Raw genomic sequence first — 25,419 nt, 5'->3', positions numbered from 1 at the left:
AGGAGGGCCGCGCGAACGCGAGGTGACCCTCGGGTGAACGCGCCCGGACCCCACTAGCGTGGACGCATGGCGACTCCCGAGTTCATCCTCGCCCTGCGCGAGAAGATCGGCACGACACCCCTCTGGCTCCCCGGCGTCACCGCCGTCGTGATGCGCGACGACGGCGAGCACGGCGCCGAGGTGCTGCTCGTCAAGCGCCTCGACACGGGCGAGTGGTCACCGGTGTGCGGCATCGTCGACCCCGGCGAGGAGCCCTCGGACGCGGCGGTGCGCGAGGTGCTCGAGGAGGCCGACGTCCACGCCGTGGTCGAGCACCTCGCGTGGGTCCACGTGACCGACATGTACACCTACGACAACGGTGACCGGACGCAGTACGTCGACACCGTCTTCCGCCTGCGGTGGGTCTCCGGCACCCCGTTCCCCGCCGACGGCGAGAACACCGACGCCCGGTGGTTCCCGCGCGACGCGCTGCCCGCGATGTCGGCCGACATGGGCCGGCGCGTCGCGATCGGCCTCGACGAGCGGGCCGCAGCGCGCTTCGGCCCGGCCGAACCGGGTACGTGACGCCCATGTCTGACATCCAGTGGTGGGTTTGGGTCCTGATCGCACTCGTCGTGGTCGCGGTGATCGCGGCCGCCGTCGCGATGTCGCGGACGGCCCGACGCAAGAAGGAGCAGGCGCGCATCGAGCACGACGAGCACCAGCGCGAGAAGGCGGCGCTGCTGCGCGAGGACGCCCGGCTGACCAGCGTCGACATCAAGCGCCGCGAGGCCGAGTCGCTCGCCGCCGCCGCCGACGCCGAGGAGGCCCGCCTGGCCGCCGATGAGCTCGAGCGCAAGGCCGCCGAGCACCGCGAGGACGCCGACCGCACCCGCGACGCGGTGGACGACCGGCTCCTCGAGGCCGACCGCATCGACCCCGACGTCCAGCCCGACGCCGACGGGGATCGCCGCGCCTGAGCCGCCGGCACCGGCGATAGGGTCGCAAGGGTCGCCGACCTGAGAGGTGCTCGATGCCCGACAACGACCCCATCGCCCGATGGCACGAGATCGTGCGTGCCCAGGACCCCGACCTGATCGACGACCTCCTCGCCGAGTCGGTCGTGTTCCGGTCGCCCGCGGTCCACACGCCGCAGGTGGGCCCGCAACGCACCAGGGCCTACCTGGCGGCCGCCCTCGTCGTGCTCGGCCCCGGGCTGACCTACCACCGCGAGTGGCGGCGCCCGTCGTCCGCGGTGCTCGAGTTCACCACGACGATCGCCGGCACCGAGGTGCACGGCGTCGACATGATCGAGTGGGACGACGACCAGCGCATCACCGAGTTCACGGTCATGGTGCGCCCCGTCAAGGGGCTCCAGGTGCTGATGGAGCACATGGGCGCCGAGCTCGCCAGGGCGGCGTCGTGAACGTGCCCACCTACGAGCAGGTCGACGAGTTGCCGCGCCACCTCGAGCGCGTCGTGCCCCCCGAGTTCATCGACGAGAACGGGCACGTCAACATCGGCCGCTACCTCGAGCTCGGCGGCACGGCCCTGTGGCTGCGCTGCCAGCGCGAGCTCGGCATGCCCGACGACTACATCGCGCAGCGGGGGCTGTCGACGTTCACCGCCGAGCACCACCTGACGTACCACTCCGAGGTGCTCGAGGGGCACGACGTGTCGGTGCGGGTGCGTCTCGTCGGACGCTCGGGCAAGGTCCTGCACGCCGTGTGCCTGATCGTCGACGAGACCCACCGGCGCCTGGCGTGCACGATGGAGACGACGATCGTCCACATGGACTTGACGTCCCGCCGGCCCGTCGACTTCCCCGACGAGGTCGCCGCCCTGATCGACGCAGGGCTCGAGGCGGACGACCTCTCGTGGCCGGCCCCGGTGTGCGGCGCGATGGGCGTGCGCCGCCGGTGAACGACGACCTCGGCCACCCCGTCGACCTCGCCCGTCCGGCCCGGCGGATCGTGTCGCTGGTGCCGTCGCTGACGGAGGCGATCGCCGCGACCCGTCCGGGCGCCCTGGTGGGGGCGACCGACTGGTGCACGCACCCCGCCGATCTCGACGTGGCGCGCGTCCGCGGCACCAAGAACCCCGACCGGTCCGCGATCGCCGACCTGGCCCCCGACGTCGTCGTCGCCAACCGCGAGGAGACCCGCGAGCTCGACGTCACGCGCCTGCGGGCCGCGGGCGTCACGGTCTGGGTCACGGTGATCGAGACCGTCGACCAGGCCTTCTCGTCGATGCGGCGGATGTTCGTCGACGGGCTCGGCTGGGACGTGCCGACGTGGCTCGAGGACGCCGAGCGGGTGTGGGCCGTCCCGGCGGCGGACGACGGCCGCCGGGTCGCGATCCCGATCTGGCGCGATCCGTGGATGGTCGTGGGCTCGCGCACGTTCACCGGTGACGTGGTCTCGCGGCTCGGGCTCGTCAACGCCTTCGACGACTCCCCCGACCGCTACCCGCACACGGGGGCGGCCGAGATCGACGCGGCCGCCGATCTCGTGCTGCTGCCCGACGAGCCGTACGTCTTCACCGACGACGACGGGCCCGAGGCGTTCACGACGCCCACGCGACTCGTGTCGGGCCGCGCCCTCACCTGGTACGGCCCCTCGATGCTGACCGCCCGCAGCGAGCTGGAGCAGGCCCTGCGCTGACGCCTAGCCGCCGACCTCCTGGGGCGACTCGCCCTTGACGGCCGCCTCGAGGTGCGGCGTGATCCTGTCGAGCGCGTACATCAGGCTGAGCGGCGTGATGAAGTACAGCGCGCCCGCGAGCGTCCCGTCGGTGTAGACCGCCCGGTTCTGCTGCACCGCCTTCAGGGTGTCGAACGTCGGCATCGCCCTGAGGTTGTCGAGGTTCTCGTCCTCCTCGGTCGCGAAGACGATGACGTCGGCGTCGATGACGTCGAGCTTCTCCTCGGGGATCGCCGCCTGGATGCCCGGCCCCTTGCTGTACTTCTCCAGACCCGGCGTGATCGCGAACCCGAGATAGGTCAGGAACTCGGTGCTCAGACCGTCCTGGTAGGCGTACAGCAGACCGTCGTAGGCCAGCCCCTGCGCGAACGTGGCAGTCCTGCCCGCGAACTCGGGGTGCTCGGCGGCGACCTTCGCATAGGCCGCCTTGGTGTCCTCGACGATCTGCCGACCCTCGGCCTCCCTGCCGAGCGCCTTGGCCGTCTGGACGGCCTGCTCGTCCCACGGCGAGAAGTACTGGGTGCCGCCCTGGGGCTGGGCGACGGTGGGGGCGATCTTCGCCAGCTGTTGGTACATCTCCTGGTCGAGGCCCGCGTTGACCGCGATGATCAGGTCGGGCCTGAGCTTGGCGATCTCCTCGTACTGGGGGCCGTCGGTGTTGTTCAGGACCGTGGGCTTCGCGGAGCCGAGCAGGTCGTGCGCCCACGGCCAGACGGCGTCGGGCTGCTGGCCGTACCACTCGGTCGTCGCGACTGGCGTGAAGCCGAGCTGCAGGACGGTGTCCTGCTCGGTGAGACCGGCCACGACGATGCGCTGCGGCTCGGCCGCGACCGTCGTCTCGCCGAACTCGTGCTCGACCGTGACGGGGAACCGGCCGTCGGGGTCGGCCGCGGCCGTGTCGTCGCCGGAGCCTCCACCGCAGGCGGCGAGCGTGGTCAGGGCGATCACGGCGACCGCGGTGGTCAGGGTGGTGCGCCAACGGTTCGTCGTCACAATGGGACGTCCTCTCGCTAAGGGTTGCCTTACCTTAGCGACATGGTCCGTGCGCTCAGCGGCGGGTGAACTCCTCGACCAGACGACGGGCCTCGTCGCCCGTGACGGCGGCGGCGATCGTGGCCGACTCGTCGGCCCCCTGCTGCGGGCCCGGCGTGTCCCACGAGCTGCGGATCAGGCGTCGCGCCTGGCCCAGTGCGTGCGGCGCCGACGCGGCCCACCCCGTCGCGATCTCGTCGACGCGCGCCTCGACCGCGTCGTCGTCGACGACGGTCGTCACGAGCCCCCAGTCGAGCGCCTCGTCGGCGCTCAGCACCCGTCCGGTGAGGGCGAGATCGAGGGCCCGCTGCTGCCCGACCGCGCGCGGCAGCAGGTACGAGACGCCGCAGTCGGGCGTCAGGCCGATGCCGGGGTAGGCCATGACGAACTTGGTCGCCCTCGACGCGACGATCACGTCGGCGCTCAGCATGACGGCCAGACCCGCTCCGGCGACGGCTCCGCGGACGCCCGCGACGACCGGCGTGGCCAGCGCGGCGAGGTCGCGCAGGGCGCCCTCGAGCACCGTCGCGAGCTCGAGCAGGTACGCGGCCGGGTCGTCCGACGCGAGGAACGACGTGACGTCGCCACCGGCCGAGAACCGCTTGCCCTCGGCCGTCAAGGCGATGGCCCGCACGTCGTCGGACGAGACCGCCGAGACGGCCTGCGCCATGTCGCGGGCCGTCGGCAGGTCGAACGAGTTGGACTGCTCGGGACGGGCCAGGACGATCCGTCCGACGCCGTCGACGACGTCGTGGGTGATGGCGGGCATGGCCCGCAGCCTACTGGTCGAGCGCGGTGGGCGGGGTCGTCGACTTCTGGCCGGGAGCGTCCTTGGCCGACATGGCACCGACGGGCGCCTTCTTGGCGGCGGTCTTCTTGACCGGGCTCTTCTTGGCCGGCGCCTTCATGTGCGAGCGCGCCTCGACCATGACGGGCTTGAGCGCGACGATCGGCGGCGTCTCGCCCACGATCGCGTTGTGCGTGCCGCCGAGCAGGTACTTGGCCGTCAGGTTGATGAGCGTCGCGAAGCGGTTGCGGTTGCCCAGCAGCGTCGCGATGTGGAGGGCGACCCAGATGATCCAGGCCGGGAAGCCCTTGAGCCGCGGCAGGAACTTGATCTCCGCGATCGCCGAGTTGCGGCCGATCGTGGCCATCGTGCCCTTGTCCTTGTACTTGAACGGCTTGGGCAGCGTCTTGCCCTTGAGCTCGGCGGCGATCACCTTGGCGACGTGCTTGCCGCCCTGGATCGCCGGCTGCGCCAGCTGCGGCAGCGGCTCCTCGGGGCTGACCGAGACGTCACCGATCGCGTAGACGTCCTCGACGCCCTTGACGCGCAGGTGCTCGTCGGTCTCGATGCGGCCGCCGCGGCCCTGCGGGACGGCCCACTCCTTGACGGTGTCGTGCGCCGTGACGCCCGAGGCCCACACGACCATCGACGACGGCAGGAACTCCTGCTCGCCGTCGTGCTCGACGAGCACGCCGTCGGGGCGGACCTCCTTCACGGCGGTCTCGAGGCGCAGCTCGACGTCGCGCTTCTCGAGCGACTTCTTGGCGTAGTCGCGCAGCGACGGGTGGAACGGCCCGAGCACGTGCGGCAGCATCTCGACGAGCGTGATGTGGATGCGCTTGGTGTCGAGCTCGGGGTACGTCGTGGGCATGTCGTTGTTGCGCAGCTCGGCGAAGGCGCCGGCCGTCTCGACACCCGTCGCGCCGCCGCCCACCACGATGATGCGCAGGTCGCGGTCCTGGCCGTTGATCGCGGCGTCCTCGAGGTTGGCGAACATGCGGTCGCGCACGGCGAGGGCCTGCGAGCGGCGGTAGAGCGGCATGGAGTGCTCGGCCGCGCCGGGGATGCCGAAGAAGTTCGCCGTCACGCCCACCGCGATCACGAGGCTGTCGTACTTGACGTCGAGCCCGCCGTCGAGGTGCAGCGTCTTGCTGGCGTGGTCCATCGAGGTCACGGTGCCCTTCAGGAAGCGCACGTTGCTCTGCTTGGCGCGGATCGCGCGCAGGAACCAGGTGATGTCGCCGGGGTTGAGGCTGGCGGTCGCGACCTGGTAGAGCAGCGGGTTGAAGGTGTTGTAGTTGTGACGGTCGATGAGGGTCACGTCGACGTCGGCTCGCTTGAGCTTGCGGACGGCGGCGATGCCACCGAACCCACCTCCCACGACGACGACGTGGGGGCGCTTCAGGACGGACGCGGTGGTCTCGGACATGCCTCCAGTCTAGTCCTCGGGCCCCCGCCGATGCACATCCGGTGCCCGTGATTGTCCTGACAAACTTTCGCTGTCAGGACGGACCGAACCACGCCTTCGCCTCCGGCTTGCGCAGCTGCAGGAACGCCACGACCGCGAGGACCCCCCACGGGAGTCCGAGGGGGAAGCCGACCCACGAGACGATGAACGTCACGACCGCCATCACGAACAGCGGGGTGCCGCCCGACCGGCGCCTGACGAGGGCCAGGGTCGCCGCCGCGATGCCTGCCAGCCCCAGCACGACGGCGATCGACGACAGCGTCGTGATGAGCGTCATGCCGCGGTCGAACTCGCTCTCGGACCCGACCATCTCGGCCCCGAGACCGCCCTGCTCGACCACGGCGTCGTAGTCGATCCCCGTGAGCAGGATCGCCATCAGCATGAGGGCCGAGAGGCCGGCCGCGACGATCGAGCCGATCATCGTCGTCCAGACCGCGATGCTGACGGGCCTCGGCAGCGGCTCGCGCCGCGGCGCGGGGCCGAACCCCGGCGGGTACTGGTAGGCGGGCTGCTGCTGGACCGGCGCCGCGGGGACCGGCGCCGCGGGGACCGTCACCGCCGGGGCCGGGGTCGGGGTCGGGGCCGGGGTCGGTGGCGGGTGCCCCGCGAGCGTGCGGAAGTAGGTGCGGATCTCGCCGGTCCACAGGCGGATCGTGAAGACGACCGCGAGCGCGCCCAGCATCGACAGGAAGAAGCTCGTGCCGAGCGCGCCCGCGAACGTCGCGAGACCCACGAGGCCGATCGTGACGGTCATGCCGACGCGGCTGGCGCGGTCGCCCCGCGCGGTGAACACCGCGAAGACCGCGCCGGCCGCGCCCAGCACCGCCAGCACCGTGACGAACGTGCGGTACGCGGTCTCGGCCCCGTCGGCCCCCACGCCGGCGTCGCGCAGGACGCGCAGGGCGAACGAGACGTCGTCCGCACGGCTCTCGGCGTTCCACGACGAGACCACCGTGACGGCACGGATCGACATCACCGCGGAGAGCAGGCCGAGGTAGAGACACGCCCCCGTCAGGATGGGCGGGCGCTTCACGGAGGCGTCACTCATGGGCCTATCGAACCATCCGGCGACAACACCCCGGCCCCCCGCCGCCCGGCGCCTACGCGGCGCGGACCGTCAGCTCGTCGCCGTCGCGGTCCACCACGACGGTGTCGCCGTCGCGGACCTCGCCGCCCAGCAGGGCACGGGCCAGACGGTCGCCGATCGCCTGCTGCACGAGCCGGCGCAGCGGACGGGCACCGTAGGCCGGGTCGAAGCCCGTCAGCGCGAGCCACTCGCGCGCCGCCGCCGTGACGTCGAGCGTGATGCGCCGCGTCGCCAGCCGCTTCGCCACGGCGTCGACCTGCAGGTCGACGATGTGGGTCAGCTCGTCGGTGCCGAGCGCGTCGAACGTCACGATCTCGTCGAGCCGGTTCAGGAACTCGGGCTTGAACGAGGCCCTCACGACGTCCATCACGGCCTCGCGCTTGGCGGCGTCGTCGAGCGTCGGGTCGGTCAGGAACCTCGACCCGAGGTTGGACGTCAGGATCAGGATGACGTTGCGGAAGTCGACCGTGCGGCCCTGGCCGTCGGTCAGGCGTCCGTCGTCGAGCACCTGCAGCAGGATGTCGAAGACCTCGGGGTGCGCCTTCTCGACCTCGTCGAGCAGGACGACCGAGTAGGGACGTCGCCGCACCGCCTCGGTGAGCTGACCGCCCTCGTCGTAGCCCACGTACCCCGGAGGGGCACCGACCAGGCGGCTGACGGAGTGCTTCTCGGAGTACTCGCTCATGTCGATGCGGATGATCGCCCGCTCGTCGTCGAACAGGAACTCCGCGAGCGTCTTGGCCAGCTCGGTCTTGCCGACGCCGGTCGGCCCGAGGAACAGGAACGATCCCGTCGGACGGTCGGGGTCGGATATGCCGGCCCGCGAGCGGCGCACGGCGTCCGACACGGCGGTCACCGCGGTGCGCTGGCCGATCAGCCGCTTGCCGAGCTCGTCCTCCATGCGCAGGAGCTTGCCGGTCTCGCCCTCGAGCAGACGGCCGGTCGGGATGCCCGTCCACGCCGCGACGACCTCGGCGATGTCGTCGGCGCCGACCTCCTCGTGCACCATCGAGTCCTCGTCGCGGTCGGCCTCGGCGGCCTGGGCCTCGGCGAGCTGGCGCTCCATGCCGGGGATCTCGCTGTAGAGGAGTCGGCTGGACGTCTCGAGGTCGCCCTCGCGCTGCGCCTTCTCGGCGGCGCTGCGTACCTCGTCGATGCGCTTGGTGATCTCGCCGACCGCGTTGAGCGACTGCTTCTCGCGCTCCCACCGCTGCTCCAGCCCGCGCAGCGCCTCCTGCTTGTCGGCCAGCTCGACCCGCAGCTTCTCGAGCCGCTCACGACTCGCGTCGTCGGACTCCTTGTCGAGGTGCAGCTCCTCCATGCGCAGCCGGTCGACCGAGCGGCGGAGCTCGTCGATCTCGATGGGGCTGGAGTCGATCTCCATGCGCAGGCGGCTGCCGGCCTCGTCGATCAGGTCGATGGCCTTGTCGGGCAGCTGGCGGCCCGGGATGTAGCGGTCGGACAGCGTCGCCGCGGCCACGAGGGCGGCGTCGGAGATGCGGACGCCGTGGTGCGCCGAGTAGCGCTCCTTCAGTCCGCGCAGGATCGCGATGGTGTCCTCGGGCGTCGGCTCGTCGACCAGCACCTGCTGGAAGCGACGCTCGAGCGCGGGGTCCTTCTCGATGCGCTCGCGGTACTCGTCGAGCGTCGTGGCCCCGATCATGCGCAGCTCGCCACGGGCCAGCATGGGCTTGAGCATGTTGCCGGCGTCCATCGCGCTGTCGCCGCCGGCGCCCGCGCCGACGACGGTGTGCAGCTCGTCGATGAAGGTGATGACCTGGCCGTCCGACTCCTTGATCTCGGTCAGGACGGCCTTGAGGCGCTCCTCGAACTCGCCGCGGTACTTGGCGCCCGCGACCATCGCCGCGAGGTCGAGCGAGATGAGGCGACGACCGCGCAGCGACTCGGGGACGTCTCCGGCGACGATGCGCTGCGCGAGACCCTCGACGACGGCGGTCTTGCCGACGCCGGGCTCGCCGATCAGCACGGGGTTGTTCTTGGTGCGGCGGCTGAGCACCTGCACGACGCGGCGGATCTCGCTGTCGCGGCCGATGACGGGGTCGAGCGATCCCTCGCGTGCGACGGCCGTCAGGTCGACGCCGTACTTCTCGAGCGACTGGTAGGTGTCCTCGGCGTCGGGGCTCGTGACCCGCGAGGTGCCGCGCACCGCGGCGAAGGCCGCCTGCAGGGTGTCGGCGGTCGCGCCGGCGTCGACGAGCAGGGTGCGGGCCGGCGAGGCGACGGTCGCGACGGCGACCGTGAGATGCTCGGTCGAGACGAAGTCGTCGCCCAGCTGGTCGGCGAGGTCCTGGGCGCGCTGCAGCACCTCGTGGCTCGAGCGGCTCAGGCCGGGGTTCTGGACGCTGGCCCCCGAGGCGCTCGGCAGCTGCCCGAGGACCGTCGCGAGGCCGGCCATGATCGTCTGCGGGGCCACCCCCGCGGCCTGGACCAGAGGCGCTGCGGTGCCACCGTCCTGCGTCAGCAGGGCGTGCAGCACGTGGGCCGGCTCGACGGCCGGGTTGCCCGCCGCGGCGGCGGACGAGATCGCGCTGCTCAGCGCCTGCTGGCTGCGCGTCGTGAACTTCGCAAGGTCCATGGGTGCTCCTGTACGTCGGGGAACGGTGTCACCGGGTACAACACCTACGAAGTTGAGTCCATTCCTGTCAACTCTGTCCCACCGACAGGTCTACCACGTCGGCAGGGCACAGCTGTTCCGGGCACGGCAAGCCTGCCGTGCCCGGAACGGGCCTACCCCGACCGGATCACGTGCTCCGTGCCGGCGTGGTGAACCGCGGGGTGGGGTCAGCCGCGGTGCGCGCCGTGCTGACGGCGGCGGCTCGCCATGACCAGACCGGCTCCGACGAGCACCGCGAGGGCGCCGACGGGGGCCAGGAACAGCGGCGGTCCGCCGGCGTCCGGGATGCCGGTCGAGCTGGACGTGCCAGCGTCCGCGTCGGAGTCGTCGCCACCGACGGAGTCGCTGTCTCCCGCTCCACCGTCCGAGCCGTCGCTGTCGCTGTCGCTGCCGCCGCCGGTGCCGTCGGACGAGCCGCCGTCGGAGTCGCTGTTCGAGCCGCCCTTGCCCGAGCCCGTGCTCTTGGTCGGACGGGGTGTCGGACGAGTCGTCGCGGTCGGAGCGGGAGTGGTGGCAGTAGGAGTCGCCGAGGACGGCGGCGCAGTCGTCGCGGCGGCGCACACCGGGCTCGTGAACGTGTTGCTGTCGAGGGTGATGGCACCGACGTTCGAGAGCAGACGCCCCGCGAACGTGGCCCCCGTCTGGGCGGAGATGTCGTTGCCGGCGAGGATCGTGCCCTGGAAGTCCGTGTTGGTGCCGATGACCGCGTCGTTGCCGATCTGCCAGTACACGTGGCAGGCCTGGGCGCCGCGGGTGAACACTACCTGCGCGCTCGACGCGACGTTGAAGTCCGCGGCGACCTGGATGATGAAGACCGAGCTCGGGTCGTTCTCGCCGTCGAGCGTCAAGGTGCTGGTGAAACCGAGCGATCCTGCGCGCGTGTAGGTGCCTCCCGTGAGCGTCTGACCGCCGATCTCGCCGAGCAGCGGGGTGTTCGGGATGACCGGGGCCGCAGCCGCCTGCCCGTACCCGACCAGGAGGTCGGCCTTGGCGGCCGAGACAGCCAGATTGGCCCCGCGGCGCACGTTGCCGGGCGGGCTGATGGCGCCGTTGTCGGCCACGGTGGTCTGGATGCCGGCCGAGGCCACCAGGCCCACGACCGTCGTCGAGCCCGTGTTGGTCACGCCTTCGCCGGCGAGCACGGAGTAGTCGAGGGCTGTGCCGAGGCCCGGGTCCGGCGGGCCGGCGGCGCGGGCCGGGCCGGCCATCGACACGGCGGTGACGGCGATGACCGCGGCGAGGCCCGTGGCGGCGGTGGCGAGGACGAGGTGGTGGCGAGTGGGGCGCGTCAGCGCCGGGACGTGCGAGGCGATCATGGTCGATCCTTCAGGTGCCGCGGCCGGGGCCGGCAGATGGGTCCCCCTGACGCCGGCGCGGCTCAGCAGGGCACGGCGCACCAAGGGGCGATGGATCCTCGACGCAGTGGGTCAGCCGACCGGTTCCAGGGGTCCGAGGGTGCTGATGCGTTGCGAGCACGCGCCCCATGGTGGGACGCCAGGTGATGTGACCGACGCTCTCCCGGGGGCCGGTCACATCTCGCGCGGTCGGGACGAGGTCCAGGTCCGGTCTGCCGATTATCGGCCTCCGACAGAAGCGCACACGGCGCCGCCCGACGGGGGCTCCTCGAGCATAAACGCCGGAACGACGGGCCGCGAGACGAACACGGACCCTACCGCTCAGTAACCCGAGAAGTAGTCCGTCCGGAGGCCGGCGACCCGTCCGCGCAGCCCCGGTCGCACCGCGTTGACCATCGCCGGCGGGCCCGACACGTAGGCGCGCCGCTCGCGCAGGTCGGGCACGGCCTCGGCGATGACGTCGGCCGACAGGAACGCGGCGTCGACGTGCGTCCACCCCTCGGGCAGCCCGCCGGGACGTCCCGGGCACACCAGCACGACGCGGACGCCCGCCAGCTCCTCGACGAAGGGCACCTCGTCGGCCGACGTCGCCCCGTACACGAGGACGGCGTCGCGCGAGCCCTCGTGGCGCAGCTGGCTGAGGAACGGCGTGATGCCGATGCCGCCGGCGACCAGCAGCAGCGGCGTGGCCGGATCGGCCGGCAGGACGAAGTCGCCACCGATGCCCGTGCCACGGACGCGCGACCCCGGCTCGAGGTCGAGAAGGGCGCGCTTGAAGCTCGACGACTTCTCGGGCACGCGCAGCGTCAGGGCCAGACGGTCGTCCTGCGGCGGCGAGCTGATGCTGAACGTCCGGCGTGCGCCGCGGCTGTCCATGCCGCGGTGCGGCACCGACAGCTCGAGGTACTGACCCGGGACGAACGCGAGGCCGCGACGCGACCGGAACGTCAGCTCGTGGACGTCGCCCGCGACCCGGCGCGACGTCTCGAGCTCGAGGTCGAGCCCCGACCGGCGCGCGAACGCGAAGGCCACGAGGTTGCCGATCAGCAGGGCGATCTCGGGCGAGATCGCGAGCACGCCGAGGTCGGGCGGGGAGTCGGTCAGCAGGAGGATCCACGTCGGGTACGCGAAGACGACCGCGGTCACGGCCGCGACCACGAGCTGCTGGCGCCGCCGGGGCGGGAGGGTCAGCGGCTCGCTCAGCATGAAGCCCGCGAGGAAGACGATCGGGTACGAGTACGCCGTGAGCTTCAGGACGTCGAGGAACGACTGGTCGGGCGAGGCCTGGTCGACGAGCCGCACCATGATCAGCACCGTCGCGACGACCACGAACAGCAGCCCGACCCCGAGGCGTCGGGTGCGCCACAGCACGAGCAGCGCGCCGACCGCGACGAACGGGAAGAGCTTCTCGGTCGCGGCGGTCTGCCACAGGGCGTTGATGCGGGCCTCGCGCCCCACGACCTCCTGCAGCACGACGACGAGGAAGGCACCGGCGGCGGCGGGGTTGAAGACGTGGCGGCCGCGCCACGCCAGGACGTACTTCGACGCCTGGGCCAGCACCGCGGCGATGCCCAGCCAGACCAGCTGGCCCGTGTCGACCGGGACGATCGGCACGAACAGGAAGTACAGGAGCAAGGCCGTGATGATCGACGACTCGGCGTGCGGGCGCACGCGGAACGCCAGACCCATCAGGCGGCTGCCGACGTACGAGGCGACGAGCAGGACGGCGAGCGCCATCAGGTTGTCGCCGGTCGACAGGCCCTCGATGACGCCGGTCGCGGTGAAGATCGTGAACACCACGACCAGCAGCGACAGGACGATCGTCACGAGCCGGTACATCGTGACCTTGCCGAGCTGGCGGTCGAGGACGTCTCGGACGGGGGCGAGTGCGGTCATGTGAAGATCTCTCCGGGAAGGTCTGGCGACCACTGGACGCGGCCGTCGGCGTGCATGCGGACGAACTGGTGGTCGAAGCGCTCCATCAGCAGCGCGGGATCGGCGAAGAAGTGGGCGGTCGCGAGGCCGTCGGCCCGCATGCACGACCGCGGCGCGACGACCCAGGTGGCGATGACGTCGGACGTCGGACGTCCGGTGCGGGCGTCGAGCACGTGGTGCAGGCCGTCTCCCCAGGCCCGGCGGTTGGTGGCCGAGGCGCACAGGGCGTCGCCGGGGCCGATCTCGGCGACGCCGATCGCGCGGGCCGCGTCGAGGGGGTGCTCGAGCGCGATCCGGAGCGGGGCGGTGCCGCCGTGGTAGAGGTCGCCGCTGGCGTCGACCGTGAGCTGGTCGACCTCACGGCCGACGATCCCGGCCACCAGGTCGACCAGCAGACCCTTGCCCGCGGCACCGACGTCGATGAGCACGGGCCCGGACGTCGTCAGGACGCCGGCCGACAGGTCGATGCTCGACCACGGCGGGGTGCCGGCCGGCTCGTCCGACGCGGTCAGCGAGTAGGACGCGTCGTACCCCAGGTCGGACAAGGTCTGACCGACCAGCGGGTTCACGGCCCCGTCCGTGACGTCGTCGAGCTCGGTGAAGAGCTCGAACAGCGCGCCGGCCTCGTCGGGCACGTGCCACCGGCCCGCGCCGCGCGCGACGGCGGCCACGAGCGAGTCGTCACGGAATCGCGACCAGACCTCGTCGAAGCGCTCGATGCGCCCGAGGACGGCCGCCCGGACGTCCGGGGCCAGCGGCTCGCGCGTGTCGATCTGCCACGCGGTGCCGATCGCCTCGAACGTCCAGGCGTGCACGTCAGGCGTTCGCTTCGGCCTTGATCTGGTCGATCGCGTCGTTGAAGCCCGTCGCGGTCAGCGAGGATCCGGCCACCTTCGACACGTCGAGGTCGTCGAGGCTCTTCCCGACGACCTGGTCGGCGATGCCGCCGGCGAACTGGGTCTGGTACTGCTTCGACGTGCCGTTGGACGCCTCGGGCGTCACGGTGACGTCGGAGATCGTGCCGTCCGACAGCGTCAGCTCGACCTTGACGGTCGACTCGCCGCCCGGGTTGCTGTAGCTGCCCTCGGCCTCGTACGTGCCGTCGGCGTAGCCGGCCTCCTCGGCTCCGACGTCGGGGGTCTCGGACTCCTCGGTCGGCGCGTCGGACGTCGGGGCGGCCGACGTGGCCGCCGGGGTCGACGCTCCGGAGTCGGACTCCTCGCTGGTGCCGCACGCGGCGGTGATCAGCAGGACGGAGGCCGCCGCGGCGGCGGAGAGCATCTTCTTGTGGGCGGGGAGGTTCATCGGTCGGGCTCCTGGGCTCGGCGTGATGGATGAAGGTTCAACAGGTCAAACGGGTCGCATGCTCGTTAGGTTCCCCTTCGCGCACCTTCACAGTCCCCCGACAGGTGCGACCGGCGCAACCGCCGACGTGCGTCACAGCTCCCGCAGGGCGTGGGTCGCGGCGTTGTAGCCGCCCATGCCGTGCACGCCGCCGCCAGGGGGCGTCGACGCCGAGCAGATGTAGAGCCCCTTGACGCCGAGCGAGTAGGGGTTGGGCGACATGCGCGGCCGCATGACGAGCTGCCACGGATCGTTCGAGCCGCCCGCGATGTCGCCGCCCAGGTAGTTGGCGTTGTGGGCCTCGAGCTGGGCCGGGCCCGACACGGTCTGCGCGACGACGCGGTCGCGGAAGCCCGGCGCGAACCGCTCGATCTGCGCGACGATCGCCTCGGTGACGTCGCCGGTGTGACCGGTCGGCACGTGCGCGTACGACCACACGGGGTGGACGTCGCCGGCCGAGCGTCCGGGATCGGCGAGGTACTGCTGGCACAGCAGCACGAACGGGCGCTCGGGCATGCGTCCGGCGTGCACGTGGTTCTCGGCCGCGTTGACCTCCTCGAGCGTCCCACCGACGTGCACCGTGCCGGCCTTGCGGGCCCACTCGTTCGCCCACGGCACGCCACCCTCGACCGCGAAGTCGACCTTGAAGATGCCCGGGCCCGTGCGCCACTTCGTCAGGGGCTTCGACACCCGCGACGGGAGCCGGTGGCCCGCGACCTGCAGCACGGTGTGCGGCGACGTGTCGAACATGACGATGTCGGCCTCGGGCAGCTCGGTGACGCGGTGGCCGGTCTCGATGCGTCCGCCGTGCTCGGCCAGGTCGGCGGCGAGTGCCGCCGAGATGGCCTGCGACCCGCCCTTGGCGACGGGCCAGCCGTAGGCGTGCCCCGTCATGCCGAACATCAGGCCGAGCCCGCCCGTCGTGGGTCGCTGCAGCGGCTGGACGGCGTGGGCGGCCATGCCGGCGAACAGCGCGCGGGCCTCGTCGGTCTCCCACCGGCGCGCGATGACGGTGGCCGGGAGCAGGGCGCGCAGGCCGAACCCGGCGAGCAGCAGGGGGTGGCGGGGCACGTGGATGAGGGGGCCGAAGATCTCGGACGTCAGCTCGTCGCAGTGCCGGGCCAGCGGCTCGTAGAGCCGGCGCCACGCGGGGCCGTCGACCCCCAGCGCCTCGACCGTCCGGTCGAGGTCCTGGAAGAGGACGCCCGCTCGTCCCCCGTCGAGCGGGTGCACGGCGTCGACCTCCGGGAACAGCCACTCGAGGCCGTGGCGCTCCAGGCCCAGCGACTGGAAGAACGGCGACGCGACACCCGTCGGGTGCGCCGCCGAGCAGATGTCGTGCAGCACGCCCGGCACGTTGAGCTCGGCCGAGCGGGTGCCGCCGCCGATCTCGTCCTCGGCCTCGAGCACCGTCACGTCGACGCCCGCCCGGGCGAGCACGACGGCGGCGGAGAGGCCGTTGGGACCGGACCCGACGACGACGGCTGAGGTCATGCCACCAACCTAGTGCGAGGGGCCTTAACCCGCCGATCACGCGAACGGCGTGACCCACGTCACCTGCATCGCGTTCGCATTCTGGACGAATTTCCCGCTGCGGGACAGTGCTTTAGGCTTGCCTAAGAGCGTGGCTCCCTCCCAGGGGGCGGCCCTTTTCCAGGAGCATCCATGAGCAGGCAGTTGCGAGTCGCCGTCGTCGGCGCCGGTCCCGCCGGCATCTACGCCGCCGACATCCTCACGAAGTCCGAGTTCGGCGACGACGTCAGTGGCGTCACGATCGACATCCTCGACCGCGACCCCACGCCGTTCGGCCTGATCCGGTACGGCGTCGCGCCCGACCACCCGCGCATCAAGGAGATCGTCAAGGCGCTCAAGCGCGTCCTGTCGAACGACGACATCCGGTTCTTCGGCAACGTCAACTACGGCGCCGACCTCAAGCTCGACCACCTGCAGCAGTTCTACGACGCGGTGATCTTCGCGACGGGTGCCCGCGCCGACCGCGACCTCGACATCCCCGGCATCGACCTCAAGGGCTCGTTCGGCGCGGCCGACTTCGTCTACTGGTACGACGGCCACCCCGACGCCCCCCGCGAGTGGGACTTCCAGCCGCACGCCGAGTCGGTCGCCGTCCTCGGCGTGGGCAACGTGGGCCTCGACGTCGCCCGCATGCTCGCCAAGACCGCCGACGAGCAGCTGGTCACCGAGATCCCGCAGAACGTCTACGACGGGCTCAAGGCCAATGCGGCCAAGGACGTCCACGTGTTCGCCCGCCGCGGCCCGGCGCAGGTCAAGTTCACGCCGATGGAGCTGCGCGAGCTGTCGCACTCCCCCAACGTCGACGTCATCGTCCACCCCGAGGGCTTCGAGCTCGACGAGGGCTCGATGGACTCGATCCGCGCGTCCAAGAGCGTCAAGCTCGTCGTCGACGTGCTGCAGAACTACCTGGCCAAGGAGCCGACCGGCGCCGACCACCGCATCCACATCCACTTCTGCCAGAACCCCATCGAGGTGCTCGGCGAGGACGGACAGGTCGTGGGGCTGCGCACCGAGGTCACCGAGCTCGACGGCACCGGCAACGTCCGCGGCACCGGCGAGTTCGTCGACTGGCCCGTGCAGGCGGTCTACCGCGCCGTCGGCTACCGGTCGGACAACCTGGCCGGCATCCCGTTCGACAACAACAGCGCGACGGTGCCCAACGACGGCGGCCGCGTGATCGACATCGACGGCGAGCCGCTGCCCGGCGCGTACGTCACGGGCTGGATCAAGCGCGGACCCGTCGGCCTGATCGGCCACACCAAGTCGGACGCCGCCGAGACGATCCGCCTGCTGCTCGAGGACGTCGACCGGCTCGCGGCCCCGGCCAACCCGGCTCGCGAGGACGTCGACACCTACCTCGAGGGCCGCGGCATCGAGTTCACGACGTGGGAGGGCTGGGAGAAGCTCGACCAGCACGAGATCGACCTGGGCGAGGCCGTCGGCCGCACCCGCGTCAAGGTCGTCCCCCGCGACGAGATGGTGCGCATCTCTCGCTCCTGACACACAAGAATCTGGGTTTGTCCGCGCGGGCGCGGACAAACCCAGATTTTCTGTCGCCCACAGGCGTCGACGGGCCGGACGATGCACACAGGCTGTGCGCCGCAGGTCGCGGAGGCCCGCGGGACCAGCACACCCTCGTGAGATGCCCCCTGCCCCGTTCCCGCCAGGCGCCACTGTCCTCACCGAGCAGCACGGGGTCGTCACGCGCTCGCAGGCGCTGACGCTCATGACCCGTCACCAGCTGTACCGACTGGTGACGTCGGGACGGTGGGCTCACCCGGCTCGCGGGGTGTTCGTCCACCACACCGGGCCGCTGACCCCCGCGCAGCGCGATTGGGTCGCCCTGCTCGCCGCACCGCCCGGCTCCGTGCTCGGCGGCCTCTCGGCGCTGGCCCACGACGGCTTCACGGGCTTCTCCCCTCCCAGGCCCGCGGTCGTGGCACCGATGGGCGCGAACCCGTGCACGTACGACGATCTCGACCTGCACTGGTCGACGTACCTCGACACGCGCGACGTCCACCCCCTGCGCACGCCGCCGCGCACCCGCCCTGCCCGCAGCGTCATCGACGCGGCGTCGTGGGACGTGACCGAGAAGCGTGCCCGCGAGATCGTCCTGTCGGCGGCGCAGAAGGGGATCGTGGCGCCGAGGACGTTGCGCGAGGCCCTCGTCCGGCGGGGCATGTGCCGACATCGGTCACTGATCGTGGAGTTGTGCCTCGACGCGGCCGGCGGCATCCAGTCGCTGCCCGAGCGGTCGTTCGACGAGATCCGCGTCGAGGTCGGGCTGCCGCCTCCCGAGCGGCAGGCCGTCGTCCGCCGGACGGACGGGCGCTACTACCTCGACGTGTGGTGGCAAGCGATCAACCTCGCCGTCGAGGTGCACGGCATCCCTCACATGGAGGTCGACCAGTGGGACGGCGACCTGCTGCGACTCAACGAGGTCGCGATCGACGGACGACGGACGCTGGTGTTCAGCTCGTACGCGATCCGTCGCCACCGCTCCACCGTGGTCGACCAGCTGCGTCGATCAACGTCCTAGCCCTCGCGCCCCCGGGGCCTGACGGGACGGGTCAGTCGAGGTCGCGGTTCTGCAGGTTGCACATGAGGTCGTGCATCGCGTCGTCGCCGGGCGCGACGAGCGGCAGGGGCTGCTGGTCGGGACGGGCGCGGAGGCCCTCGACGAACAGGGCGAGGTAGCGGCGCCACAGATCGGGCTGCGCCTTGGTGGTCATCGAGCTGATGACCATGACGTTCATGCCGATGTCGGTCGTCGCGATGTCGCTGCGCAACGTGCCGTCGGCCTGCGCCCGGGCGACCATGCGCTCGAGGATCGGTCCGAGCCGCTCACGACCGATGGCCTGGTGGGCCTCGCCGGAGATCGTGCGCACCATGACCTCCTTGAGGCCCTTGTCGAGCACCTGTCGGGCGATCGCCCACTCGAGGAACGACACGAGCCCCTCCCAGGCGTCCGGAAGGGCCGCCGACCGCTCGGCGACCTCGACCAGCTCGGCGATGCGCGACTCGAACAGGGCCTGGATCAGCTCGCTCCGCTGGGGGAAGCGACGGTAGACGGTGCCGACGCCGATGCCGGCGCGGCGGGCGATCTCGTCGTAGCCGGCCTCGAGCCCGTGCTCGGCGAACACCTCGGCGGCGGTCTCGAGGATCAGCTCGCGGTTGCGTGCGGCGTCGGCGCGCAGCGGCCGCTCGACCTCGATCGCGTCCACATCGGCTGACATGGGGCCCACCGTAACAGGAACGGAGAAACGTTTCCGGTTAGTGCGGCACATCACACAAGATCCGGAAGGTGTTCTCCGCTTAAGGGTCTACAGTGAAACGGAACTTTCTTTCCGCTTCACAGACCTGGAGATCCCATGGCAGAGACACTGACCGACGACCGGGCGCGCGAACCCGTCGAACCCGGTCCCTCGGACAACCCGCACCACGCGACACGCTGGATCATCCTCGGCGTCATCGCGCTGGCCCAGCTGATTGTCGTGCTGGACGCGACGATCGTGAACATCGCCCTGCCGTCCGCGCAGGAGGCCCTCGGCTTCTCGAACGACAACCGCCAGTGGATCGTCACCGGCTACGCCCTCGCCTTCGGATCGCTGCTGCTGCTCGGCGGCCGCCTGAGCGACCTGATCGGTCGCCGGCCGATGTTCATCACCGGCCTGATCGGCTTCGCCGCAGCGTCCGCCGTCGGCGGCGCGGCGCACAACTTCGAGCTGCTCGTCGGCGCCCGCGTCGCCCAGGGCGTCTTCGGCGCCCTGCTCGCACCGGCCGCCCTGTCGCTGCTCACCGTCACCTTCACCGACTCCAAGGAGCGGGCCAAGGCGTTCGCGATCTTCGGTGCGATCTCCGGTGGAGGCGGCGCGCTCGGCCTGATCCTCGGTGGCGCCCTCACCGAGTACCTGTCGTGGCGCTGGTGCCTGTACGTCAACGTCCCCCTCGCGGTCATCGCCGTCGTGGGTGCGGTGCTGCTGCTCAAGAAGCAGCCGCGCTCCGAGGACGCCAAGGGCATCGACGTGCCCGGGACCGTCGTCGTCGTGGCCGGTCTGGTCTCGTTCGTCTACGGCCTGGCCAGCGCCGAGTCGGACGGCTGGGGTGCCGCGACGACCCTGATCTGCATCGGCGCCGGACTGGTCCTGCTCGCCGCGTTCGCCGTCATCGAGAGCCGCGTCAGCGATCCGCTGCTGCCGCTGCACATCGTGTGGGACCGCACCCGCGGTGCCTCGTTCCTCGTCGTGGCCTTCGTCGGCATCGGCCTGTTCGCGGTGTTCCTGTTCCTGACGTACTACGTGTCGCTGACGCTCGGCTACTCCCCGCTCAAGACGGGCTTCTCGTTCGTCCCGATGATCCTGGGCATCATGGCCACGGCGACCAGCTCGGCCGGTCTCGTCGCGCGCATCGGCCCGAAGATCCCCGTGTTCGTCGGCATGATGCTCGCCGCCGTCGGCATGGTGCTGTTCGCGCAGCTCGAGGTCGACAGCTCCTACGCGCTGCACATCCTACCCGGCCTGATCATCACCGGCCTCGGCATCGGCCTGTCGATCGCGCCGGCGTTCAGCGCCGCCGTGTCCGGCGTCGACGCCGAGCACGCGGGCGTCGCCTCGGCCTCGGTCAACACGTTCCAGCAGATCGGTGGATCCATCGGCACCGCGGTGCTGAGCGCTTTCGCCGCGACGGCGACGAGCGACTACCTGGGCGGGCTCGGCCGGGCGCCCTCGACACTCGACACGCAGCTCGCCGCGGTCGACGGCTACACGACGGTCTTCTGGTGGGCCGCCGGCGTCTTCGCCGTCGGCGCCGTGATCTGCGGGGCCCTGTTCCGTCCCGGCCCCGTCGCGGTCAACCCGGACGCTCCCGTCCTCGCCCACTGAGACGAGACCCCACCGTGTCCACCCACACCGGGCACCCGCGGCGCGACGAGGTCGGCGCGACGACGACCTCGTCGCGCCGACCCGGCCTGCTGGCTCCCGGCCTCCGCGAGATCGTCCTGCTGGCGGCGCTCTGGACCACGTACGCCGTGAGCCGCGTCGTGGCCAGCGACGACCTCGAGGCGGCCCGCTCGCGCGCCGCCGACCTGCTGCACCTCGAGACCCTGCTGCACCTCGACGTCGAGTCGTGGCTCAACCACGCCCTCACGCCGCTGTCGCAGGTCGCCGTCCCGATGTCGTTCTGGTACGCCTCGCTGCACTACCTCGTCACGCCCGCCGTGCTGGTCTTCCTGTTCGTCCGCCACCACGGTGAGTACGCCCGCGCCCGCAACGCGATCGTGATCGGCTCGGCGATCGGGCTGGTCTGCTACGTCCTGTGGCCGACCGCTCCGCCGCGCCTGATGCCCGGCGGCGCCTACCTCGACACGCTCGTGAGCACCTCCGACGTCGGCTGGTGGAGCGGGCAGACGTCGCTGCCCAACGGGCTCGGGCAGATGGCCAACGAGCTCGCGGCGATGCCGTCGCTGCACGTCGGCTGGACCGTCTGGGTGGCCTGGGCCGTCTGGCGGCACGTGGGCGTCGTGGGTCGGTCGCTCGCGGTCCTCTACTCGCTGGGCACGACGCTCGTCGTCGTGGCGACCGGCAACCACTGGGTGCTGGACGCCGTCGCGGGCGGCCTCGTGATCGCGGCGGGTGTCGCGATCTCCGGCTGGATCGCAGCGCGCGAGTCGACGAGGGCGTCGACGTGACCCGCCTGCTGCTGGCCTTCGCCTTCGCCCTGGCCGAGTCGGGTCTCGGCCTGGGCGCGATCGTGCCCGGCGAGGTCGCGATCTCCGGCCTCGCGGCGAGCGTCGACGGGCTGCTCCCGACGCTCGCGCTGGGTCTGGCCGTGATGCTCGGGGCCGTCGCCGGCGACCACCTGGGGCTGACGATCGGACGTCTCGGCGGCGGACGCCTGCGCGAGTCGCGGCTCATCGCGCGCGCCGGCGTCGACCGCTGGGACCGCGCCGCCGACCTCGTGCAGCGTCACGGCTTCTGGGCGGTGCTGGCGAGCCGGATGCTGCCGTTCGTGCGCACCGTCATGCCGGTCGTCGCCGGTGCCGCGGGCCTGCGCTACCGCTCGTTCCTCGCCGCGTCCGTCATCGGCGGGGCGGCCTGGGCGGCTTTGTGGGTCGGGGCGGGTGCCGGCATCGGCGCGAGTGGCGTCCTCGGTCACCCGTGGGTCATCGGCGGGGTCCTCGCCGTGGGGCTGCTCGCCGTGGCGGCCCGGACGCTGGTCCGTCGCCACCGCGCGCGTCCCGCGGCGCCCCGCGTCCGTCCGGTGCCCGCGGTCTGCCACGAGGTCTGACCGGGAGGCCTCGTCACTGCCCCTTCAGCGTGCGCTGGACCGCGGCGGCCACCTGCTCGGGCGTCGAGCCGCCGCGCACGACAACGACCGTCGTCTCGCCGGCGCCGCCCTGCCCCGCCCCGCGGGCCTGCTCGAGCACGACGGACATCGCGTGCCCGAACGCGTCCTCGGGGTCGTCGACCTCGCCGCGCAGCCACCGCCGCAGCACGTGGTTGTGGGCCGTCACGATCGCCGACGCGAGCAGCTCGGCCCGCAGCACCGCGTCGACGTCGTCCTCGGCCCAGCCGGACAGCGCCCGCGCGAACAGGCTCTGGTACTGCCGGATGCTCGCGATCTCGCGCGCCTTGAGCACGGGCACCGACGAGATCAGGCGGTACCGGATGCGGGCCCGGTCGCCCTCGCCGACGTAGTAGCGCAGCACCAGGCGGGCGGCCTCCGAGACCGCGACGTCGCTCGACGCCGCGTCGCCCGCGTCGAGGCGGCCGGCGATGCGCGCGAGCAGGTCGTCGTGCTCGGGGAAGATCACCGACTCCTTCGACCCGAAGTGGCGGAAGAACGTCGTGCGCCCGACACCGGCCGCCTTGGCGATGTCGTCGACCGTCGTCTCGTCGAATCCCCGGACGTCGAACAGGTCGAAGGCCGCCGCCACGAGCCGGTCGCGCGCGGAGACCGGGGCGGTGGGCATGGGCCGAGGCTACTTGCTGGTATCCAGTCTGGCCAGTACGGTACTGAGTACCACATCTTTTTACGTCCAAGTAAATCGGGCGTGCGCATCACGGAGGTACGGCATGAGCGGGATCCAGCAGGTCGGAGTCATCGGCGGAGGGCTGATGGGCTCGGGCATCATCGAGGTCGCGGCCCGCGCCGGGCTCGACGTCATCGGCATCGAGGTCAGCGCCGACGCCGCGAAGGCCGCGTCCGAGCGGGTCGAGAGCTCGCTGCGCAAGGCCGAGGCGCGCGGCAAGATCGAGTCGGCCGAGGTGACGGCCGTCCTCGAGCGCATCCGCTTCGAGACCGACCTCGAGACGCTCGCCGACCGCGACCTCGTCGTCGAGGCGGCCAGCGAGGACGAGCAGGTCAAGCTCGAGCTGTTCCGCACCCTCGGTCGCGTGCTGACCAAGGACGACGCGATCCTGGCGTCCAACACGTCGTCGATCCCGATCGTCAAGCTCGGCGCCGTCTCGGGCCGCGCCGGGCACGTCATGGGCGTGCACTTCTTCAACCCCGCGCCCGTCATGCAGCTCGTCGAGCTGATCCCGTCGCTCACCACGACCCCCGAGACGCTCGACCGCATGCGCGGCTGGGTCACCGACGCGCTGGGCAAGAAGCCGATCGACGCGACCGACCGCGCCGGCTTCGTCGTCAACAGCCTGCTCGTGCCGTACCTGCTGAGCGCGATCCGCATGTACGAGGCGGGCTACGCCTCGGCCGCCGACATCGACCGCGGCATGGTGCTGGGCTGCGGGCACCCCATGGGCCCGCTCGCGCTGTCGGACCTCATCGGCCTCGACACGATCAAGGCGATCGGCACGTCGATGTACGACGAGTTCAAGGAACCCCTCTACTCGCCCCCGCCGCTGCTCGACCGCATGGTCGACGCCGGCCTGCTGGGCAAGAAGTCCGGCCAGGGCTTCTACGGCTACGAAGGAAAGTGACCAGGCCATGAGTGAAGACATGTTCGTGCTCTCCGAGGAGCACCAGGCCATCCGCGAGGCCGTCCGCGCCGTCGCCGAGAACAAGATCGCGCCCTACGCGGCCGACGTCGACGCGCAGGCACGGTTCCCGCAGGAGGCTGCCGACGCCCTGCTGGCGTCAGACTTCCACGCGCCGCACGTGCCCGAGCAGTACGGCGGGGCCGGCGCCGACGCGCTCGCGACCGTCCTGGTCATCGAGGAGGTCGCGCGCGTCGACGTCTCCGCGTCGCTGATCCCCGCGGTGAACAAGCTCGGCTCGCTGCCCGTCCAGATCGGCGGTGGCGAGGAGATCAAGGCCAAGTACCTGTCGAAGCTCGCGGCCGGCGAGGGCGGGTTCTCGTACTGCCTGTCGGAGCCCGACGCCGGCTCGGACGCCGCCAACCAGAAGACGCGCGCCGTCCGCGACGGCGACGACTGGGTGCTCAACGGCGTCAAGCGCTGGATCACCAACGCCGGCGTCTCGGAGTACTACACCGTCCTGGCGCAGACCGATCCCGAGAAGCGCTCGAAGGGCATCACGGCGTTCGTCGTCGAGAAGTCCGACGAGGGCGTCTCGTTCGGCGCGCCCGAGAAGAAGCTCGGCATCAAGGGCTCCCCGACCCGCGAGGTGTACCTCGACAACGTGCGCATCCCCGGCGACCGCATCATCGGCGAGGTCGGCGAGGGCTTCTCGATCGCGATGAAGACCCTCGACCACACGCGCGTCACGATCGCGGCCCAGGCCGTCGGCGTCGCACAGGGCGCCCTCGACTACGCGCTCGGCTACATCCAGGAGCGCAAGCAGTTCGGTCACCCGATCAGCGACTTCCAGGGCCTGCAGTTCATGGTCGCCGACATGGGCATGAAGATCGAGGCCGCCCGCCAGCTGACGTACGCCGCCGCCGGACGCTCCGAGCGCGGCGACAAGGACCTCACGTTCTTCGGCGCCGCCGCCAAGGCCTTCGCCTCCGACACCGCGATGCAGGTCACGACCGACGCCGTCCAGCTGCTCGGCGGCTACGGCTTCACGTCCGACTACCCGCTCGAGCGGATGATGCGCGACGCCAAGATCACGCAGATCTACGAGGGCACCAACCAGGTGCAGCGGGTCGTCATGGCCAAGCAGCTCTACGCCGGGATCCAGTCGACGCTTTAGCGCTGTCATTGCAGGCATTTCGGTTGCAAGAGCGTTATCGCCAACGCTCTTGAGGCGGTCCATGCCGTTTGAGGGATCGGCAAGAGTAAGCACTAGTCGGCATGCGTCGGCTCATGTGGTGTGACAGCGGTGTGACAGCGTCTGAGACTCTTGGCGCTGCCCACGACGGGCGCTAGCGGAGCCGCACAGGGAGCACTCCCAACACCGGGTGTGCGAGAGGGAGTAGTAGGCGTAAACATGGGAGAACTCCCAGGTCGGGTGCTCAAACCCCAGCAGATTCCTCTCCGTCAGCGTCGGTACACGCGCTCGACACCACTTCAGTGCCCTCCTGAGCGAAAGGGTCGACGACGTCATGCCTACAAGCACGCGCCAGCAGTAGCCACGAGCTCGGGCAGGTCGACTCCGTCGCGCGTGGGCGCGTCTCGTCGACGTCCTCAGCGCGCGCAGC

The 25,419-nt window shown here is 71.3% G+C and carries 24 protein-coding genes; 12 read left to right on the top strand and 12 right to left on the bottom strand.

Features of this window, described 5'->3' with window-relative positions; all coding sequences use genetic code 11:
- Window positions 1–66 precede the first annotated feature (66 nt).
- The 5 genes from ASD10_RS04810 to ASD10_RS04790 are packed head-to-tail and all read left to right on the top strand — an operon-like array spanning window position 67 to window position 2,642.
- Window positions 67–564, top strand: coding sequence for an NUDIX domain-containing protein (locus tag ASD10_RS04810; protein WP_056605428.1), 498 nt, complete (start codon window positions 67–69; stop codon window positions 562–564).
- Window positions 565–569: 5 nt separating this feature from the next.
- Window positions 570–959, top strand: coding sequence for a hypothetical protein (locus ASD10_RS04805; RefSeq protein ID WP_056605425.1), 390 nt, complete (start codon window positions 570–572; stop codon window positions 957–959).
- Window positions 960–1,012: 53 nt separating this feature from the next.
- Window positions 1,013–1,405, top strand: a complete 393-nt coding sequence (locus ASD10_RS18680; protein ID WP_056605422.1) for a nuclear transport factor 2 family protein — start codon at window positions 1,013–1,015, stop codon at window positions 1,403–1,405.
- A complete protein-coding gene (locus ASD10_RS18675; protein WP_056605418.1) occupies window positions 1,402–1,902 on the top strand; it encodes a thioesterase family protein in 501 nt (166 codons plus the stop codon). Before ASD10_RS18680 ends, ASD10_RS18675 begins: the two co-directional genes overlap by 4 nt.
- Complete coding sequence (locus ASD10_RS04790; protein ID WP_056609885.1) at window positions 1,899–2,642, top strand: helical backbone metal receptor; 744 nt, start codon at window positions 1,899–1,901, stop codon at window positions 2,640–2,642. Before ASD10_RS18675 ends, ASD10_RS04790 begins: the two co-directional genes overlap by 4 nt.
- Before the next feature lie 3 nt (window positions 2,643–2,645).
- On the opposite strand, the gene ASD10_RS04785 is transcribed toward ASD10_RS04790, so the two are convergent.
- The 10 genes from ASD10_RS04785 to ASD10_RS04740 all read right to left on the bottom strand — a co-directional run bounded on the left by ASD10_RS04785 (window position 2,646) and on the right by ASD10_RS04740 (window position 15,818).
- The gene (locus ASD10_RS04785; protein WP_056605414.1) at window positions 2,646–3,674 is read right to left on the bottom strand and encodes an iron-siderophore ABC transporter substrate-binding protein; all 1,029 of its coding nucleotides are present in this window, start codon (window positions 3,672–3,674) and stop codon (window positions 2,646–2,648) included.
- 55 nt (window positions 3,675–3,729) lie between these two features.
- On the bottom strand, window positions 3,730–4,482 hold the full coding sequence (locus ASD10_RS04780) for an enoyl-CoA hydratase/isomerase family protein (RefSeq protein ID WP_056605411.1): 753 nt from the start codon (window positions 4,480–4,482) through the stop codon (window positions 3,730–3,732).
- 10 nt (window positions 4,483–4,492) lie between these two features.
- Window positions 4,493–5,929, bottom strand: coding sequence for an NAD(P)/FAD-dependent oxidoreductase (locus ASD10_RS04775; protein WP_082556024.1), 1,437 nt, complete (start codon window positions 5,927–5,929; stop codon window positions 4,493–4,495).
- A gap of 73 nt (window positions 5,930–6,002) precedes the next feature.
- The gene (locus ASD10_RS04770) at window positions 6,003–7,016 is read right to left on the bottom strand and encodes a hypothetical protein (RefSeq protein ID WP_157432459.1); all 1,014 of its coding nucleotides are present in this window, start codon (window positions 7,014–7,016) and stop codon (window positions 6,003–6,005) included.
- Between the two features lie 52 nt (window positions 7,017–7,068).
- The gene (gene clpB / locus ASD10_RS04765; protein ID WP_056605404.1) at window positions 7,069–9,651 is read right to left on the bottom strand and encodes an ATP-dependent chaperone ClpB; all 2,583 of its coding nucleotides are present in this window, start codon (window positions 9,649–9,651) and stop codon (window positions 7,069–7,071) included.
- A gap of 206 nt (window positions 9,652–9,857) precedes the next feature.
- Window positions 9,858–11,006 (bottom strand): ice-binding family protein, encoded by a 1,149-nt coding sequence (locus tag ASD10_RS04760; protein WP_056605401.1) that lies wholly within the window; start codon window positions 11,004–11,006, stop codon window positions 9,858–9,860.
- Window positions 11,007–11,366: 360 nt separating this feature from the next.
- Window positions 11,367–12,941 (bottom strand): ferredoxin--NADP reductase, encoded by a 1,575-nt coding sequence (locus ASD10_RS04755; RefSeq protein WP_056605398.1) that lies wholly within the window; start codon window positions 12,939–12,941, stop codon window positions 11,367–11,369.
- The gene (locus ASD10_RS04750; protein ID WP_056605395.1) at window positions 12,938–13,795 is read right to left on the bottom strand and encodes an FAD:protein FMN transferase; all 858 of its coding nucleotides are present in this window, start codon (window positions 13,793–13,795) and stop codon (window positions 12,938–12,940) included. The genes ASD10_RS04755 and ASD10_RS04750 overlap by 4 nt, the downstream gene beginning before the upstream one ends.
- A 1-nt stretch (window position 13,796) precedes the next feature.
- The gene (locus ASD10_RS04745) at window positions 13,797–14,285 is read right to left on the bottom strand and encodes an FMN-binding protein (protein ID WP_056605392.1); all 489 of its coding nucleotides are present in this window, start codon (window positions 14,283–14,285) and stop codon (window positions 13,797–13,799) included.
- A gap of 132 nt (window positions 14,286–14,417) precedes the next feature.
- Complete coding sequence (locus ASD10_RS04740) at window positions 14,418–15,818, bottom strand: NAD(P)/FAD-dependent oxidoreductase (RefSeq protein ID WP_056605388.1); 1,401 nt, start codon at window positions 15,816–15,818, stop codon at window positions 14,418–14,420.
- Window positions 15,819–15,989: 171 nt separating this feature from the next.
- Here ASD10_RS04740 and ASD10_RS04735 point away from each other — a divergent pair, with 171 nt between their 5' ends.
- Window positions 15,990–17,357 (top strand): FAD-dependent oxidoreductase, encoded by a 1,368-nt coding sequence (locus ASD10_RS04735; protein ID WP_056605385.1) that lies wholly within the window; start codon window positions 15,990–15,992, stop codon window positions 17,355–17,357.
- A gap of 142 nt (window positions 17,358–17,499) precedes the next feature.
- Window positions 17,500–18,396: a type IV toxin-antitoxin system AbiEi family antitoxin domain-containing protein gene (locus ASD10_RS04730; protein WP_056605381.1), complete on the top strand. Its 897-nt coding sequence runs from the start codon at window positions 17,500–17,502 to the stop codon at window positions 18,394–18,396.
- Window positions 18,397–18,427: 31 nt separating this feature from the next.
- Here ASD10_RS04730 and ASD10_RS04725 read toward each other — a convergent pair whose 3' ends face one another.
- Entirely contained in the window at window positions 18,428–19,093 is a 666-nt protein-coding gene (locus ASD10_RS04725; RefSeq protein WP_082556023.1) for a TetR/AcrR family transcriptional regulator, read from the bottom strand.
- A 135-nt stretch (window positions 19,094–19,228) separates the two neighbouring features.
- On the opposite strand from ASD10_RS04725, the gene ASD10_RS04720 reads away from it, so the two are divergent.
- Genes ASD10_RS04720 through ASD10_RS04710 form a run of 3 tightly spaced genes read left to right on the top strand, consistent with a single transcriptional unit; the run spans window position 19,229 to window position 22,142 of the window.
- Window positions 19,229–20,737, top strand: a complete 1,509-nt coding sequence (locus ASD10_RS04720; RefSeq protein WP_082556022.1) for an MFS transporter — start codon at window positions 19,229–19,231, stop codon at window positions 20,735–20,737.
- Between the two features lie 14 nt (window positions 20,738–20,751).
- Window positions 20,752–21,543 carry a phosphatase PAP2 family protein gene (locus tag ASD10_RS04715; protein WP_056605376.1) on the top strand — a complete coding sequence of 264 codons (792 nt, stop codon included), beginning with the start codon at window positions 20,752–20,754 and terminating at the stop codon, window positions 21,541–21,543.
- Complete coding sequence (locus ASD10_RS04710) at window positions 21,540–22,142, top strand: DedA family protein (RefSeq protein WP_056605373.1); 603 nt, start codon at window positions 21,540–21,542, stop codon at window positions 22,140–22,142. The genes ASD10_RS04715 and ASD10_RS04710 overlap by 4 nt, the downstream gene beginning before the upstream one ends.
- A gap of 13 nt (window positions 22,143–22,155) precedes the next feature.
- Here the strand turns inward: ASD10_RS04710 and ASD10_RS04705 are convergent, their stop codons facing one another.
- Entirely contained in the window at window positions 22,156–22,827 is a 672-nt protein-coding gene (locus tag ASD10_RS04705; RefSeq protein WP_056605370.1) for a TetR family transcriptional regulator, read from the bottom strand.
- A gap of 103 nt (window positions 22,828–22,930) precedes the next feature.
- On the opposite strand from ASD10_RS04705, the gene ASD10_RS04700 reads away from it, so the two are divergent.
- Together ASD10_RS04700 and ASD10_RS04695 are read left to right on the top strand one after the other, a co-directional pair.
- On the top strand, window positions 22,931–23,797 hold the full coding sequence (locus tag ASD10_RS04700; protein ID WP_056605367.1) for a 3-hydroxybutyryl-CoA dehydrogenase: 867 nt from the start codon (window positions 22,931–22,933) through the stop codon (window positions 23,795–23,797).
- Window positions 23,798–23,804: 7 nt separating this feature from the next.
- Window positions 23,805–24,971, top strand: coding sequence for an acyl-CoA dehydrogenase family protein (locus ASD10_RS04695; RefSeq protein ID WP_056605364.1), 1,167 nt, complete (start codon window positions 23,805–23,807; stop codon window positions 24,969–24,971).
- Window positions 24,972–25,419: the final 448 nt, after the last annotated feature.

It is taken from the genome of Aeromicrobium sp. Root472D3 (assembly GCF_001426485.1).
Classification (GTDB): domain Bacteria; phylum Actinomycetota; class Actinomycetes; order Propionibacteriales; family Nocardioidaceae; genus Aeromicrobium.
Note: the sequence above shows the minus strand (reverse complement) of the source record. Positions and strands in the feature narration are given on the sequence as shown.